We start from the raw sequence: 15,765 nt of genomic DNA, 5'->3' as shown, positions 1-15,765 counted from the left end.
CCCGTCAATAATATAGTGCGAATTAAGAAATTGGGGGAGGTAAGTTATGCAACTCGTGGATCATCCTTTTGTGAAGTTCGATCAACTCAAGCCGATTTACAACTTCACATATCCGTTATTTCGCACTATTTCAAATGAATTTTACGATTACCTAGACTTTAATAAACTAGCGCAAAGTCAGCAGATTCCACAAGCGCGTACCATTTCTCTTTATTTGCATATTCCCTTTTGCAAAACCATCTGTTCCTTCTGTCCCTTTCAGAAAGGGGCCTACAAGCACGTTAAGCAAATCGAATCTTATATGTCAGCGCTTACCACAGAGATCAGAACCAAAGGAAATTTCATTCGCTCGCTTAGAGGGCCCATCCGCAGCATCTATATAGGGGGGCGGCACACCGTCGCTTTTGTCCGCAGATAATATCCGACACATCGGAAAAGTATTGCATGCCGAATTTGAGCTCTCTTCCTTAGCCGAATTTACACTGGAAAGCAAACCGAAGAGCGTCACACGTGATAAACTTTATGCTGCCCGTGAGATCGGCGTTAACCGGATCAGCTTCGGTATACAGAGTTTCATTGAGCGTTTCCGATCATTGTTTAACCTCACCTCAACACGTGAACAAATCAACAATACCATGGCTTGGTCACAAGAGATAATTGGGACATGTCGGTTTCGACCTACTATATGGCATGCACAGCCAGCAAGCCGAAGAACGATTATACGATTTGAAGCAAGCCAGCGAGCTTCATCCTGAAACCATCAACCTCTATGCAATCAACAATCTGGCTATCACGTCGCAACTGCATAAGTCTTACGCACCAAAAGGGCTAAAACCGTCCAGCCTACAGCATCGACAGATGCTTCGCTTATTTAGCGATATCGTTATGCGCAGCTGCTGCTATGCGCCGTGTAATGGGCATTCCTATATCAAAATTGCCAATAACACTCCTCTAACGCTCGCTAAAACGAGTTCAGCTAATTATTTCCGCTATCACAAATATTTGTATGGTTATCATGACGATTATGTGGTTGGCTTCGGGGCGTCAGCACTGTCGATTCTTGGCTCACTCGTCACACGAGCCAATCCCAGTCGAAGCGGATACATTACCGACATACAACTTAAAGACAAATCCAAAGTATACTACAATTGGGTATCAGCGGAGCAACAAGCCTCCAAGGCTTTGTGTATGCGGCTACCTTATAACCGGCCTATGCCAAAAAAGAAAGAATTGACTGGACCGCACTTCCCTCTTTCGTATACAATAACCTACAACAGCTCATAGGTGCAGGTCTCATCGTAGAAAGTGATAACGATCTCCAGCTGACTCAGCGTGGTTGGTAATGGTATTCCAATCTTATGTATTTTCTTCTACCTCAGGCAGATAGGAATATCTTGGACGGCTATGTCGCAAACATGCTGAATACAACCGCCGTACTTGATGGAACAGCGGAAACCTGTATGGCATCTTAAGGAGAAAAGAATGTTCACGCTTTTTGCCAACAGGAACATACGCTATTTTTGCCTAACCGTTAGTCTGCTCGCCTTACTCAGCGGTGCTTTGCGCACTGCCATCCCGCTATTAGCAAGACAATCTGGATATGGCGTAGTCGGAGTAAGTTGGGCGCAAGGTCTCTTCTCATTAGCGTGGCCAATTTTCGGCATCCTTGCAGGCGCTTTACTTGATCGCTGCGACAAAATAAAACTTGCCACCACAGCTCTCCTCATCTTCATGCTACTGCATATTGTCCTGTTCGTACTGCTCATGATACAGATTGCTCCAGCCGAACAAATTTTCTTCTATGCAACCATTGCTGGATTCATCGTCGTTTCTGCCGAAGCTTATATAATGACGATTCCACCACTTATCATGGAGGGAGAGCGATTGATGACCTTCTACTCAATTGTCTTGTTTTTAGATTTCGGGGTCTCCTATTTTCTTGCCCCTGTCATAACAAGCAGCATTTTAGGGCATGGCACACTGCTATTTCTTGGCTTGTTAATCGTGCTTTTTATCACATTGATTTTTACCGCTCGCCGTGCTGTTCCGACATCGCCAACACTTGATAAAGAAAACATCACTTTCCGTTATATTATTGCCGGCTTTCGTTTCATTTTTTCAAATCGGCATCTTACCTCCCTTACATTACTCACATTCTTTCTATCGGTGGTATTTGGAGCATTCCTAACCTCGTTCATCTTCTTCGTTACCGACAGTCGGTATCTGGGCCTACATAGCAGCCAATATGGCGTAATGTTTGCAGCCTACGCGCTTGGTACAATGGCAGGTGCCCCTATTTGCGCCGCGTATACGTTATGCACCGGTGCGCCTAGCTGTTCTCACTGACGGTTTAGGAACGGTTGTCTTGCTGCTGATTCCAGCCTTTTCAAAAAGTGCTGTCGTCGTATGGGGCGTCACCTTTATCGCTGGCGTTGGAGCAAGCTTATGGTTTATTGGTGTTACCGCCTTCAGGCAGCGCCTCACACCAAAGCAACTTCTCGGGCGAGCTAATTCTGCTTTTCGGGTGATAGGCTATGCTGGAATGCCGGTCGGAAGCTTTTTGGTCGGCGTCCTTGGTTCTTTTATATCATTGCAGTTTGCTGCCGCCTTTATCGCTGGACTACTATTGGTGGCTATCGCGATAACGCTTCCATTTCTTTGGCAGGCTGATCATATAAACACACCCAATCCTGCCACGAGGTAACAGCTGCTTTTTAAAAAAGACACGGTCAAAAAAGGCACACATACCCTATTACGCAATCGATTGATCTGTTCTTTGGACGAGGAAATTATAACCATAATGGCTGATAGAGCCAGCGGGGCACTATAGAAGCAGCCAAACAAGCGCTAAAGACAAAACAGCCCCTTTACGTTGCATTGGGCGATGATCTCAACGCCTATATGAAGGATGCAGAGAGCTTATAGCGCACAGAGCGCAATTCTTAACTAAAAACTCCGCCCTAGCAATGCCTACTTATACTCCAGTTAATCCGTCACCCGCTGGACATCAAATGCCTCACCCCTTTAGCGCTCCTAAAAATACATTTTGTTGCACTTACGCGCCGTATTCTTCCTTTGTAATTAAAAGACCAGCCCTCCTTTCCTAATTTAGGATCTCTGCCTACACAACGAGCAACAGATGCGACCATATATGCAATCACGCCTTAGGGCCTGCATAGTAGGAAGCTTAGTTCGAGAGATTCATAAAGCCTATATCCCAATAAATTTTCCACCCAATCCACCTTTTAAAAGGGCGGATTTATATAAACCGTTAGAGCAAGCTATGAAATCCTTAGGTGTATTAGAAATAATTGGCTGTTTTTACCTCAGACCAATGTTGATTGACTTTTACTCGTGCATATACGCAAGCGGTGCTACTCTTTTCTCAGATAGAAAGGACATAATCGTTACCATCTGACCTATTATTGTTTGAAAATAAAGAACAAGTATCAGTGCGACTGATGATATTGAAGAGCTATCTCATTTGTGGCTGTACTGAATTACGGCATTGGGAAGCTAGACACGCAATCCCCCATTTCTGCGCGCCTTCTGCATGATATTCATAAGATTTTATTACGCGGTAAACGCGGTACGTCCAAAAGCCTTGGCTAATTTCGCAAAGTACAAAATTAGCTTGGCGGTACGCAATTAAAGACAGCGTCATTCGTGCCGCCCACTCTCTCTACCACCATCCCCCGCTTAGAATCGCGCCAACTCATCACCGGTGCCTCGTTAAACACCACACCAGTCTCAAGGGCGGTAAAATGCGCCTTGCCGCATTTAATCTTCAGCATTTCTTTAAGGCGCAAATCAAACTCGCTATTCGTTCCTTTTGTTTCCAGTACAAAATAAAGCTTTTGCGCGCCATCTCACTCTAAAACACCCCCCAATCCGGCGTGTAAGAGCCTATGAGCGCCACGATTTTAAAGCTCCTTGGCAATTTAAAAAATAATTTTACTTCGGAGGCATTATCATTAATTTTGCGCAAATTCTTTCTCAATATTACTCTTATAAACCCCACATAATCATATACACTCTTCTCATTGACCACCGCCGGCCATATGATCGCCTTTTCCGACCTAATTTTACAGATATGGGATCAATCTTATTGTGATGCGCACATCCAGAGATTATTTTATCCTCTGCATTAGAACCAAAAACATGAACAATACGCAGAGGCTTCGGTAAGAAGGCCAACCGCTCAATCTCAACCTACATGAAAATGCATGTGCAAGCGAATGCCCCCCCATAATATGCAATATTTCAAGCCTGTCCAGAGGGGTACCCCTTTTAAAAATTGTGCCTATGGCTTATAATAATCTCCAAAATATACATTTAGCCCTTGTCTGAAATAACTCAATTTTGGATTGATGAGAACGAAAACGCGCTGCGATAATCACGTTGTTCAGCCCTAATAACCGGCGAAGGGAGCCAATATTCCTGCACCACCAATGACTAAATAACGGTATTTCCTATCATTTTTGATCATATCCTCCACCCTTATTGTACATTTTATCAGCAAGATGTGCGCAGCAAGCCCGTACATTTACGCTGCTAAGTCTCCGTGTACGGTTTTCATTCTCAAACGCAAAATCATCTTTAGCCGAAGCAACTTGATATTGCAGCGCCTGTCCATAAAGCGTATGCACAATTGGTACCAAATATACACAGGGCAGTGCGCATTTTGGGTTATATTGTCATGAGAGAGATGACTAAAAACTTTATCCCAAAAGCATTATACTCTAAATTATCAAGAGCATTCTTCAATCCCCCTGAATAAGACCCGTGATAAACAGGGCTTGCAAGAATAACATCGTTAGCGTCTGCGATTGTTTTGACAAATGCATGCGTTTTAGCATCACAATGGTAATGACTTATAAAAACAACAACTTTTTTAAATGCCTCCTCAACGGCGTATGAATATAAGCACGTTTTTTCTCGTCATTTTTTAAGGTATTAAACTCTTCCAATCTACCGAACTTACTCTTAAATTGTAGCCGAATGATTTTAATAAACCCATATTATTTTAAAAACTCAACAAATAATATTGAGGCTACAATCAAAGACACTTCTTTTCAATATTAAGCAAGTTTTGTAACCTATATTGTTATCTCCATAGAAGTAAAAACAGCCTCTATGGATGGTGAGTAGCTAAGCCTTCACAGCTAGTGCTTTACAAGCGCTTTTATAATACTTCCCCCACCCCAAACATAGGATTGCGTTTTATTAAATGACCCACGCGCATATAATTAAAGAGAGAAACGATTAAACTTGCACCAATCATGCCAAGCCAGTAGCCAATAAAGCCATATTCAAAAAAATTTGCCATTAGCGCTCCCCCAAATAGGCCTAACCCCCAGTAACTTATTGCTACAACAATTGTTGACCAAAACGTATCAAGCAAACCCACAAGTATGCCATTGAGCATAGCTCCTAAAGTGCCAAAAGCAAAAGACAATAAGATGAACGGAAGCAACTTCCAAGAGAAAACAACAACGCTGTCTTCAGAAATATTAAAGATGGTTGTAAGGATAAATTCATAAGAGAGATAAACAACCACTGATAAAAATAAGACATAAGCTACAGCAAAAACTGTGACACTCATACGCAGCTGTTTTAGAGCCATATTATTCCTATCTGCTCTATACCACGCTGCTATTGTCGCGGCTGCGCTGGAAATCCCCAAAGCCACCACAGAAATAAGCATATCGAGTCGCATCCCTATCGTATGTGCGGCCAAAGATTCGATCCCATAAGCCGTAATCATGAATGCAATAACCGAAGGAAAGCCCTCCGCAATAAGAATACGTATACCAATGGGTAGCCCTACTCGCAGCAATTTTATTATTCGTGAAATCTCTAACTTTGGTCTCAAATAATTAAAGCGAAAAGAATGAAAAGCAGAATTGCGGGACAATATTATTGCTGCTGCAATAACAATTAAAATACGGATCAAACTGCTCGCAATTCCTGCACCAAAGACACCTAATCCGCTTGCAGAACCTATACCAAAAATAAGCAGCCAAGAGATAAGAAAATTTACGAGGATAGCCGCAAGCATAACCCAGGTTAAGGGCTTTGGATTACCAATTGCTGACAGCAATCCTCGGCTATTCACATAAAGATAAAAAAACACCACTCCTATAGCAGCGCCACTATTATATTCCTGTGCTATATTGGCAATTGTCTCATCTTGGCCGAGAAGACACAAAATATTCCTCGTATTGAGTAAAATGATTGCACTCATCATTCCAATCACAAGGGAAAGCCATATTCCTTGATCAAACCATGCCTTTAATGCATATCTATCTTGTCTACGAAAACTTTCCGCAAGTTTTGGTGCAACCGCGGTAATAATACCTAGCCCAAACAACATAACAAAACTAAATATACTCAGAGCTAACATTGTACCACTCAAGGCTTGCACGCCTAAATGCGCTACAAGCGCTGCATCTGTGAAGGAAATCATCATCTGAGAGATAAACCCTATAGCCAGTGGCATGCCAAGAGAGAGCAATTGCTTCATCACAACAAACATTGTGAAATATCTTTCCATATTGAAGGGCATATTAAGCTCGGATCTTTTAAACAAAACACATTGATTTTTTCCGTAAAGTCTTTCCATCGCAAGTCTTGTGTAAAGGATGCATAATGAGAACGCATTAAGGTAAGAGGAGATGCCCAGTTCTTAAAAAAGAAGCGCAATGCACCTTTATTGGTTTTTTGGACTTTATGCCATGCGTTTTTTTGTACAATATTATGCCCCCAAGCAACTACAGTCATTGATAAAAGATCCTCAGCGAGCCGTTTGTTCGTCTTGTATATCCATTTTTAGTATTTTTAATCAAACTTTTTGGTACTGCAAGTAATACACCTGTGCTAACCTTTGCTTACTCGCTGCTTACATACGTAAAAAAACAAAGCCGACCAAGTTGTCAAAAAACACAGGCATTAGCATTTTTACAATCCATTGTGCCTATACACCAATTAAAAAAGAGCGTTTATGATACATAAGGCACCTCTATACCCCACCGCTCTACGATCTAAAATTATGAAACTTTAGTTCAACAACCAACGCACAATATTTTACGGACGCAAAAGCACCATCTAGCACTCACTAGGAGAGCATTCTATAACTATACGCACCATGTCCACATCACAAAACTATAGAGACTTCATATGAATGATTGCCCTCTCCAAAAATAATAATTTTGTCCACCTCCGAATCCAATCTGAAGTATTCATTTAACAACACATCAATATCATATCCTCTTGATATGCTCGTTCGCGATATTTCTGGCTAATAGCCGCACAATCATTTGGCGCATTCAAATCGATAAGCATCTCTACTAAAAACGATGGACAGCTATTAATTTCGACTCAATCCATATAAGATGACCCACACACTATTCTTTCCTGTGTCTTTATGTAAGTCACAGGCAAGGCCCTATTCAACTGTATCTTCACTCTCAGACCTCTTCGTTTTTTATTAACTTTTTATCAGTATAAAGCCAAGCCAAATTAAGCGGGATAATTAAACATATACACACCAAGGCAAAACAAAAAGCTGCTTCTATACAAACATTATTTGCCAACCAACCAATCAGCACAAGCGCTAAAATACCCAAAATACGCGCAAGAAAACTAACCATGGATAAAACCGTATTTGCATTCTTTTGTTGAATATGTTTAAAAAACTCTGCTTCAAACTGCGTCATAGGAACAGAAAAAAAACTATGAAATACGGTGAATAAAATAATAGGAGCCCAACTGTTTGCAACGAGAAGCAGAGCAAGCATAACAACAGCACTTAGGACGAGTGAGCACAAAGTTATCGCCATAGGAGCATATTTTTGCATAAGATATTTAATTACAAAGCGATTAAATAAGTATTTTACGAGAGTATAAGACACAAAGCACAGGCCAAGAATAAGAATTTTAGTCTTTCCTGTCGCATTGTCTAATACTCCTGTCTGTCCCAAAATAAAAGGTTGCCAAAAATGAAATATTGGCTGCAATGCAGCAACAATAAAACCACATATCAATATATAATATAATCCGATTTTTGAGGTAACTAAATAAGTAAAAGCTTCTGTTGCATGCAACAAAGAACCCGAGTCTATTGACTGACTATCCGAAGCGGATGCAATACCTATCCCCGTCACCCGACTAAACAAGAATACAAGCACGAGAAACCCGAAAGAACAAAAATAATATGCCGACTGATAATTATCCATACACAAAACAATAAGAACACCTAGCGCACCAGCAACCATATTCATGAATGCCGTTAGTTCCCGTTTATAGGCATTTACTTGGTGGTAGATCAAACTACCCTTGTATCCACCGCCGTCGATTAAGCCTTTAATCCATGTGCTATCAGCGCCAGAACATAAAGCAAAGCCTAAAGCATAAATAATTTCTGCCGGAATTAAGACAGAAAGATTAGGCGCGTAAATACATAAAAAGAAGAAGAGCGAAAAAAAGAAACATGATAAGATAACATTTTTTTTAACGCCAATTTTATCTCCTAAAATCCCACAAGGCACTTCAAAAATACAAATAGCCGCGCTAAACACAATTTGCAATAAGGCTAACTGTGCTATACTAACGCCCATAGACAAGAAAAAAAAAGCATGGAAGGAACCTGTAATCAACCGAACCCCGCTCATTGCCCCACAGCCATAGAGCAACTTTTTAACTTCATAATCTATCGTCATTAATATATCCAAAAGCTATAAAGCTGGCAGCTTTTTTGCCGCCAGCTTTATATATTTTAAAACTTCAATTCATAGAAGCGCCTCAAGCAGCCATTTTCTGCTCACTTGCTCGGGCTTTGAGCGCAGCAACATCAACCCGTTTAATTTTTTTTCAGGGGTTTATACATATCTTTAGTTTTCATAACTTTACCTCCTGTATTAAATGAAAACAATTAAATTCAACATGAAGTGTACATTATAACTACCTTTTATCAATTTATTATTTTGATATAAAAAGCTTTTCTCCCCTCCCCCTTAAGTATTTCATGCTCCAATCATTCTGTAACAACCACCGCAGCACTTGGAAACTCATGCGCCCCTTCGGGCAAAGTACGCTTATATTCACGCCAATTTATCACCGGCTGGTCGTTAAACGCAACGCTCGTTTGCAGTGCAGCAAAATGCGCTTTGCCGCATTTAATCTTCAGTATTTCTTTAAGTCGCAAATCAAACTCGCTATTTGCCCCTTTTGTCTCCAGCACAAAGTAAAGCTTTTGTTCGCCATCTCGCTCTAAAAAAACTGCCCAATCAGGCGTATAAGAACCAATGGGAGTGGCTATTTTAAAACTTCTTGGTAGTTTAAAAAACAATCTGACTTCAGGATCATTTTCAAGACTTTGTGCAAACTCTTTCTCCACACTGCTTTCATAAACCACATGATCATACACACTCTTCTCACTCACAACAGCTGTACGCTCTAAATTTGCCACAAGCTCTTCACTGGTAAAAAGCTCTTGCACACTATATTCTTGCCCGACCAGCTTTAAATATTTAATGCCATCAATTGTAAGATTAACATGGGTTTTATTGAGTATTTCTTCTATGCGCTCTAAAAAAGCTTGTGGATTTTTTACAAACTCATGCTCACGGCCACTCTTGGTCAAAATACCAATAATTGTCTTTGTGGTTAATTTCAGCTTTAAGGTCAAATAATGTACAATGTTCGGCAGTGCACAAAAACTATAATCAAGCGCACTCTGCTTTAATAACTGCTCTTCATAGGTCACACCAGCACTATCCAGTTCTATCTCTGCTGTCTGATAAACCAAATGCGCGGGCGCAACTGGCGCCATTTTTTCCACTGCATCCACTGCTTTGGCAACAAACTCTGTGCGATCAAGCTTTGCACGATAAGTGGTCTTTTTATTGATCTTTTCCCACAAGGCCAAAAACTCTGGTGAAGCCACTGTTTGCTTTTTAAGCTTAACCCGCACCTCGCGCGTAGCATTACGAATAATCGGCATGGCTTGACTCGCTTCTAGCGCCTGCAGCACAGCCTGCTTCTGCCCTTTACTAAAACGTTCACTTAAATCTAACGTCCCAGTCGCCCATTGCGCTTTTAATGTATCTGTGATTTTTCCTGCTGATGTAAGCAAGGCTTTTTCACGCAACTCAACCAATATATCAGCAGCCTCTTGCGAAGACAGAATTTTTGTTTCTGTCACAGTTGTCATATAAATCAGATCTTGCAGCGTCTCAACATTAATAAGCGCGCCCGCATCAGTTTTTTTCACAATTTCTTGACGCAATTCGCGTGGCATTTCCTCCGCCCCTATAGCATCAAATTCGCTCGCTACTAAATCTTGATCTACTTTAACGACACCTGCCTCATCAATAAAATCTTTTGCAACAAGTATTTTAACAATTTTTTGTGCTTGCGATACTTCCACTTTAGCGGCCACATATTTTACATCTTCATAAATACGGCCAACCAAATGCTCCATCTGCAATGTACCAAGTTTATAACCAATATCCGCCTCTAATTCTTTTTGCAATGTACTCACAAACTCAGCAAAGCTTTCATTCACCATGACATGCAGCACATTTATATCTTTATCTTCTACCTGTTCACCGTGTTGGTTTACGCACAAGCGCAAACCGCGACCAATCTTTTGCCGTACGGTAAAATTCGATTTTTGCTCAATCAACATACACACTTGAAACACATTCGGATTATCCCAGCCTTCTCTCAAGGCCGAATGCGAAAAGATAAAACGCAAGGGGCATGCAAAAGATAATAACCACTCCTTATCACGCATAATCGTGTTATAAGTGTCATCATCAGCTTGGCTGTCGCCCTTTGTATCCTTATAGACGCCTTTTTTGTCTTGCGAGAAATAACCGCCGTGCACGTTTCGAACATTTTGTGCAAACTTAGTTCGCAAGGAGGCATATTTCTTTTTCGCCAACAGCTCTTCATAACATTCTTCAAACATACGCTCATAAAGTGCTGGCTCTTCATCAGAGCTACGATATTTAGCCACCTCATCAATAAAAAAAAGTGATAAAACTTTAATCCCTAAAGGCGCAAGCCGCAATTCTTTATCTAAATGTGTTTCTATAGTGCGATAAATTTGCGCGCGTTTAAGCTCTATTGTATTCACATCACCAAGGGCGTGGCCAAATTTGACAATTTCAGTATCAGAAAACTCAACAGCTTCATCCCCCGCCATGCAATTGATACCCGAAACAATATAACCCCTATAAAGCTCACGCCCGCCCGTAACGCGATACAGATCATCGCCTTGTCTCACTGTAACTGTTTTGCGGCTCACAGTGCCATTCTTTCCCGCAATATCCAACTCTAAGCGCGCCTTAAAGCCATGTTTGTGAGATACGGATTTCAAGGCAATATAGGGACGGTTAAAATTTTGCTCTATCTGATTAGAAGAAACACAAATTTGCTTTACCAGTCCTTTTTTATAAGCATCAACAGGTGTTAAACGATATAAAAGATTAATCTCATCTTTATGCGTGGCACTATAGCGGAAAACACAAAGCGGATTAAGGCTCGCAATAGCCTCCTTCGCTTTTGCTGTATTATCCACCGATTGCGGTTCATCTATGATCACAATCGGATTTGTATCTTGGATATAGCGCATAGCACTTTCGCCATTCAGTCTATCTTGCGGAAGGTTGATAATATTTTCTGCTTTTTTAAATGCATCAATATTGATAATCATAATTTCAATATTGGTAGAGCTTGCAAATTGGCGAATTTGCGAAAGATCTTTTGAATTATAAATAAAATAACGATAGGGCAGATTATCAAACTCTGCTTGAAAATGCTCCCTTGTTACCTGAAGTGATTTATACACCCCTTCGCGAATAGCAACACTTGGTACGACGATAATAAATTTGGTAAAGCCATAGCGTTGATTTAACTCAAAAATCGTCTTGCTATAGACATAAGTTTTGCCTGTTCCCGTTTCCATCTCAATAGAAAACTGCTTTTGCTCTAGCGTCTTACTCGCCAAGAGTTTATTGTTCTGTTGCACCTCTTGTAAATTTGCTAATATGCTTTCATCACTGATCAATAATTGATTACCATAACCAAATTCATTTAACGCTAATTGTCCTTGTTCTGAATGCAAGAAAATAGAAGAATTCCGTCGTGGTTGGCCTTTAAATAAATCAATGACGCTTTTAACCGCATCATTTTGAAATTCTTGTTGTTTAAATTTAAGTTTCATATCGCCGCCCCAATCGTCTCTCTATAGTTTAAATTTTATCAAAACTTACTTCATTGTCTTTAAAGATAAAGTCGCAATTAATAAGCGCCTCATCACTTTTAAAGGCCGCATCAAGCGCTACGATTTTTACGGGCAAATACTTTATCATCTCTTCCGCATCTTCGGGTTCAAAGGGCGGGTCTATGGCTATAATTACCAAGACATCGCCTTCGCTCTCGCCTATATAATAGAATTTTTTGCCATTGATTGGTAAAGGGTAAATTTTTAAATCCAGTGGCCAACCATATTTAAGTATGATTTCGAAGATAATATCTTGATGAGAGCGCTCGGGATTCACCCCCTGCAAAATATGATCCAAGCGCATTTGCAATTGTTCTTTAACATCAAGTGCATTCGGATCAATCGGGCTATCGTCCCATATGGAAAAGTTGGAACTATCGAGCTCTAGAACGCGAAATCCGGTGTCTAGAGGCTGCTCACTTGTGAGTTCTGCTTCATGCTTTTTCTTAATTTGTGCACCAGCGCGGCGAATACGTTCAATACCTATATCGCAGATAGTTTTATAACCAGTTTTATAGGCTTCGCTCTTTTCATCACATAATTCAGGCAATTGCACCATGATGAATTTGCGATTACCACCATCTTCAGCATTCAAAGCCATCACTGCATGCGCCGTTGTACTAGAACCAGCAAAAAAATCGAAAATGATGTCGTTGTCACTGGTCGTCTGTTCAATCAATTGCTTTATAAGACTCACACCCTTGGGATGATCAAAAAATTGGCCGCCTAAAAGTTCTCGTAATTGTTTGGTCGCTATAAAATTCATATCTGTTTCAAGCATTGTACTAAATGGTTTAGTTTGAGATTTAACTTCTGTTTGATGACGTTTATAAGTAGGCGTACCTTGTCCGTTTTTTGGGAAGATCACCTTGCCTTCTTTGATGATGTTTGCCATTCGTCCTTTTTCATAAGCCCATACACGATTGGGATTACACTGGTAAACTACACCCGTTTTTGGATCAGTAATCGGGTAATTAAGATTTGGCCGCTCTGATGCTGTTTTATTGCATGTCAAATTATCAGCCATCCAAGGCCCGCGCGGGTCATTATCGGGGTTGGTATAATTTGCAAAACTCTTTTGTACTCCACTAAAAACAGTGTGCCTGCGACTATAACACAAAATGTAATCATGGTCTGTACTTACATTGTTTTGCGCATCATTAGCACCAGTGCGTTTCCTCCACACCAGCTGCGCAACAAAATTCTCTTCGCCAAACACTTCATCACATACTTTGCGCAAATTATGAACTTCATGATCATCTATTGAGATAAAAATCACCCCATCGTCACGCAATAAGGTCTGTGCCAAACGCAAGCGCGGATAAATCATATTGAGCCAAGCCGTGTGAAACCGCCCCATTGTCTCAGGGTTCGATTTTGTCGTTTGGCTCGTCACTTCCTTATATCGCGCCAATGGGTCTTTAAAATCATCATCATAGATAAAATCATTACCCGTATTATAGGGCGGGTCTATATAGATCATCTTCACTTGGCCAAAATAAGCCCGCTGGATAAGTTTTAACACTTCAAGATTATCGCCCTTAATATAAAGATTATGTGTATTATCAAAGTTTACGCTCTCCTCGCGCTTCGGGCGCAATGTCGCAAATGAAGGCTTTTGAGCAAGCTTTAAACTTGCTCCTTTGCCCTTCCATTCAAATTTGAACTTCTCAAAATCATTATCAATATATTCGCCGCATAGATTAAGAAGCTGATCTATATCCAGCTTTCCCTCAGCAAAACATTGCGGAAAGACTGCTTTTAACTTTTCTATGTCTGGATTAATAGGGCTTTGACTCATGCCCTCTATTTTATCTTCACCCGCTATTATACTCATCTTTGCGCTTCTCCGTTACGCTTAGTATAAAATATGTCTATGAATATTTCTTTTGTACGTCGCAATTCCTTTTATCCTATTTATTTCTATATCCTCTGCAAATTTACTTTCATGAAAAATGTCGTATAAGCTGTTCTCTTTATTTTTTAAAGTTTCTTGTGCTTGTTTTATTTCTTTTTGCTTACGCAAGTCAGCTAAATAAATTCGCATTACCACATTTTGATCATTTTGCTTTTCTTTGATTTACTTTGCAAAAGCAATAATTTCGCGCTCTAAATTAGCCGCTGTTTGGCATAATAAAGACAGCGATTTTATATTTTTTCTTGTGTGCTATTATGGCACTTACAAATATTATCAATAAGCTTATCAATTGGCACAAGCACATCCAAGTACTATCACTGCCAACGAAAACATAAATTTCTTCATCATTTATTTCGACGCAATAAAAACCATTTCACAAGGGATTATGTCAGCATCCACTTCTAGTTTTCCCTTGTCCGCACAAGCAAGATTTGCTAAAATACCTTTTACGGAAGGTAAAATAAAAACACCCTCAAACGCCCACCAGTAGGCTGAAAATCCTTCCCATGCCATAAAACGCTTTGCCTTTATAGGTTTTATACTGTGTGTCAGATTCATAATAAAATATAGCTCTTATCATTTTGTCCCTGAGTGATTTGTATTGCCTTATCAATCATATAATTAGGCTCATGTATAAACCATGCTTTTACAATCTGCCATAGGAATGTATTAATCTCTTGCACTCGCTCCTTAAATATATTGCGGCATGATTTTTACATTATCAGCAACGTTGGTATTAATTGCCAACCTTCATGACGGTAAGCTTTAACAAAGCTTTCGTCTGCTTCTTTTTGTCGTCCCGTTAGTTAAACTCTTGCTTTAAACCTTCTTCGGTTTTACGTCTATATATAGCGCCGCGTATTGGTTTTATCGCTTGTTTAAGCACCTTTCTTGTCCCCTGTCATCCTCTCATCCCCGCCTTACAAGGCCAAAAAACAAATGGCTATTCCAATTGATGCCGGTAATATGCTTGGCAATAACTTTCAAGCTTTTGTAAATCTTGCCCTCATTGATAGCCTTTTGGCACCACAAGCACATGATGCGTTTGTCCTAAATAATCGTTACTGAAATAAGTGTGCCATAAGGCTTTGGGCTCCTACATTGACGTATACTTTACTGTGGCTATTTCTTGCTCTAATTGTTTACAACTCATTGTCTAATCCTCTCAAACACATGAATGTTCTATTTCCTCGATTAGTCCAGAAAATAGTGTGTGTTCACAAAGTCAGACAAAAGTGCAATTTATTCTTTTGCATTGGATAGCTCAACTCCCTCCACGCTTAGAACCAATAAACCTAAGCTTATTGCTGCTATAAGTTTACCGCGCACCCAAAACGAGAAATTTATATCCTATTGAAAAAATAAATTTAGAAGATCCCTTCTTAAACAAAGTCTCGACTAAATAAGATGGTTTGGGCATTTTTAGCAAAAGAGATAAAAATTCACTATCTCAAGGATCTTAACTACGTTATCGATCATACGCAAAAAAGGTGAGAAGTGCAGATTTCTAAAAGAAATGATAATAGTCTTATAAAGAGAAATGGTACTGCAAGCG

The 15,765-nt window shown here is 40.2% G+C and carries 15 protein-coding genes; 4 read left to right on the top strand and 11 right to left on the bottom strand.

The features are described from left to right. Window positions 1–657: 657 nt before the first annotated feature. Window positions 658–1,284: a hypothetical protein gene (locus ACFIJZ_RS02960; protein ID WP_375631004.1), complete on the top strand. Its 627-nt coding sequence runs from the start codon at window positions 658–660 to the stop codon at window positions 1,282–1,284. Between the two features lie 198 nt (window positions 1,285–1,482). Beyond that, window positions 1,483–2,346 carry an MFS transporter gene (locus ACFIJZ_RS02955; protein ID WP_375631003.1) on the top strand — a complete coding sequence of 288 codons (864 nt, stop codon included), beginning with the start codon at window positions 1,483–1,485 and terminating at the stop codon, window positions 2,344–2,346. On the opposite strand, the gene ACFIJZ_RS02950 is transcribed toward ACFIJZ_RS02955, so the two are convergent. Continuing rightward, window positions 2,314–2,484 carry a hypothetical protein gene (locus tag ACFIJZ_RS02950; protein WP_375631002.1) on the bottom strand — a complete coding sequence of 57 codons (171 nt, stop codon included), beginning with the start codon at window positions 2,482–2,484 and terminating at the stop codon, window positions 2,314–2,316. The genes ACFIJZ_RS02955 and ACFIJZ_RS02950 overlap by 33 nt on opposite strands. 58 nt (window positions 2,485–2,542) lie before the next feature. On the opposite strand from ACFIJZ_RS02950, the gene ACFIJZ_RS02945 reads away from it, so the two are divergent. After that, on the top strand, window positions 2,543–2,704 hold the full coding sequence (locus ACFIJZ_RS02945; protein ID WP_375631001.1) for a hypothetical protein: 162 nt from the start codon (window positions 2,543–2,545) through the stop codon (window positions 2,702–2,704). Between the two features lie 782 nt (window positions 2,705–3,486). Then, entirely contained in the window at window positions 3,487–3,612 is a 126-nt protein-coding gene (locus ACFIJZ_RS02940) for a hypothetical protein (RefSeq protein WP_375631000.1), read from the top strand. Window positions 3,613–3,629: 17 nt separating this feature from the next. On the opposite strand, the gene ACFIJZ_RS02935 is transcribed toward ACFIJZ_RS02940, so the two are convergent. The 10 genes from ACFIJZ_RS02935 to ACFIJZ_RS02890 all read right to left on the bottom strand — a co-directional run bounded on the left by ACFIJZ_RS02935 (window position 3,630) and on the right by ACFIJZ_RS02890 (window position 15,248). After that, window positions 3,630–3,809, bottom strand: coding sequence for a hypothetical protein (locus tag ACFIJZ_RS02935; protein ID WP_375630999.1), 180 nt, complete (start codon window positions 3,807–3,809; stop codon window positions 3,630–3,632). Window positions 3,810–3,874: 65 nt separating this feature from the next. Beyond that, entirely contained in the window at window positions 3,875–4,021 is a 147-nt protein-coding gene (locus ACFIJZ_RS02930) for a hypothetical protein (RefSeq protein WP_375631047.1), read from the bottom strand. 454 nt (window positions 4,022–4,475) lie between these two features. After that, the gene (locus ACFIJZ_RS02925; protein WP_273790372.1) at window positions 4,476–4,649 is read right to left on the bottom strand and encodes a hypothetical protein; all 174 of its coding nucleotides are present in this window, start codon (window positions 4,647–4,649) and stop codon (window positions 4,476–4,478) included. Window positions 4,650–4,689: 40 nt separating this feature from the next. Further along, a complete protein-coding gene (locus ACFIJZ_RS02920) occupies window positions 4,690–4,878 on the bottom strand; it encodes an NADPH-dependent FMN reductase (protein WP_375612108.1) in 189 nt (62 codons plus the stop codon). 307 nt (window positions 4,879–5,185) lie between these two features. Next, the gene (locus ACFIJZ_RS02915; RefSeq protein ID WP_375630998.1) at window positions 5,186–6,538 is read right to left on the bottom strand and encodes an MATE family efflux transporter; all 1,353 of its coding nucleotides are present in this window, start codon (window positions 6,536–6,538) and stop codon (window positions 5,186–5,188) included. Between the two features lie 931 nt (window positions 6,539–7,469). Beyond that, on the bottom strand, window positions 7,470–8,720 hold the full coding sequence (locus ACFIJZ_RS02910) for an MFS transporter (RefSeq protein WP_375630997.1): 1,251 nt from the start codon (window positions 8,718–8,720) through the stop codon (window positions 7,470–7,472). A 314-nt stretch (window positions 8,721–9,034) separates the two neighbouring features. Next, window positions 9,035–12,232 (bottom strand): DEAD/DEAH box helicase family protein, encoded by a 3,198-nt coding sequence (locus tag ACFIJZ_RS02905; RefSeq protein WP_375630996.1) that lies wholly within the window; start codon window positions 12,230–12,232, stop codon window positions 9,035–9,037. A gap of 28 nt (window positions 12,233–12,260) precedes the next feature. After that, on the bottom strand, window positions 12,261–14,129 hold the full coding sequence (locus tag ACFIJZ_RS02900; RefSeq protein WP_375630995.1) for a site-specific DNA-methyltransferase: 1,869 nt from the start codon (window positions 14,127–14,129) through the stop codon (window positions 12,261–12,263). 429 nt (window positions 14,130–14,558) lie between these two features. Then, the gene (locus ACFIJZ_RS02895) at window positions 14,559–14,768 is read right to left on the bottom strand and encodes a hypothetical protein (RefSeq protein WP_375630994.1); all 210 of its coding nucleotides are present in this window, start codon (window positions 14,766–14,768) and stop codon (window positions 14,559–14,561) included. Between the two features lie 351 nt (window positions 14,769–15,119). Beyond that, the gene (locus ACFIJZ_RS02890) at window positions 15,120–15,248 is read right to left on the bottom strand and encodes a DUF2924 domain-containing protein (protein WP_375630993.1); all 129 of its coding nucleotides are present in this window, start codon (window positions 15,246–15,248) and stop codon (window positions 15,120–15,122) included. Window positions 15,249–15,765: the final 517 nt, after the last annotated feature.

It is taken from the genome of Bartonella sp. CL70QHWL, from assembly GCF_042194855.1.
Lineage (GTDB): Bacteria > Pseudomonadota > Alphaproteobacteria > Rhizobiales > Rhizobiaceae > Bartonella.
Note: the sequence above shows the minus strand (reverse complement) of the source record. Positions and strands in the feature narration are given on the sequence as shown.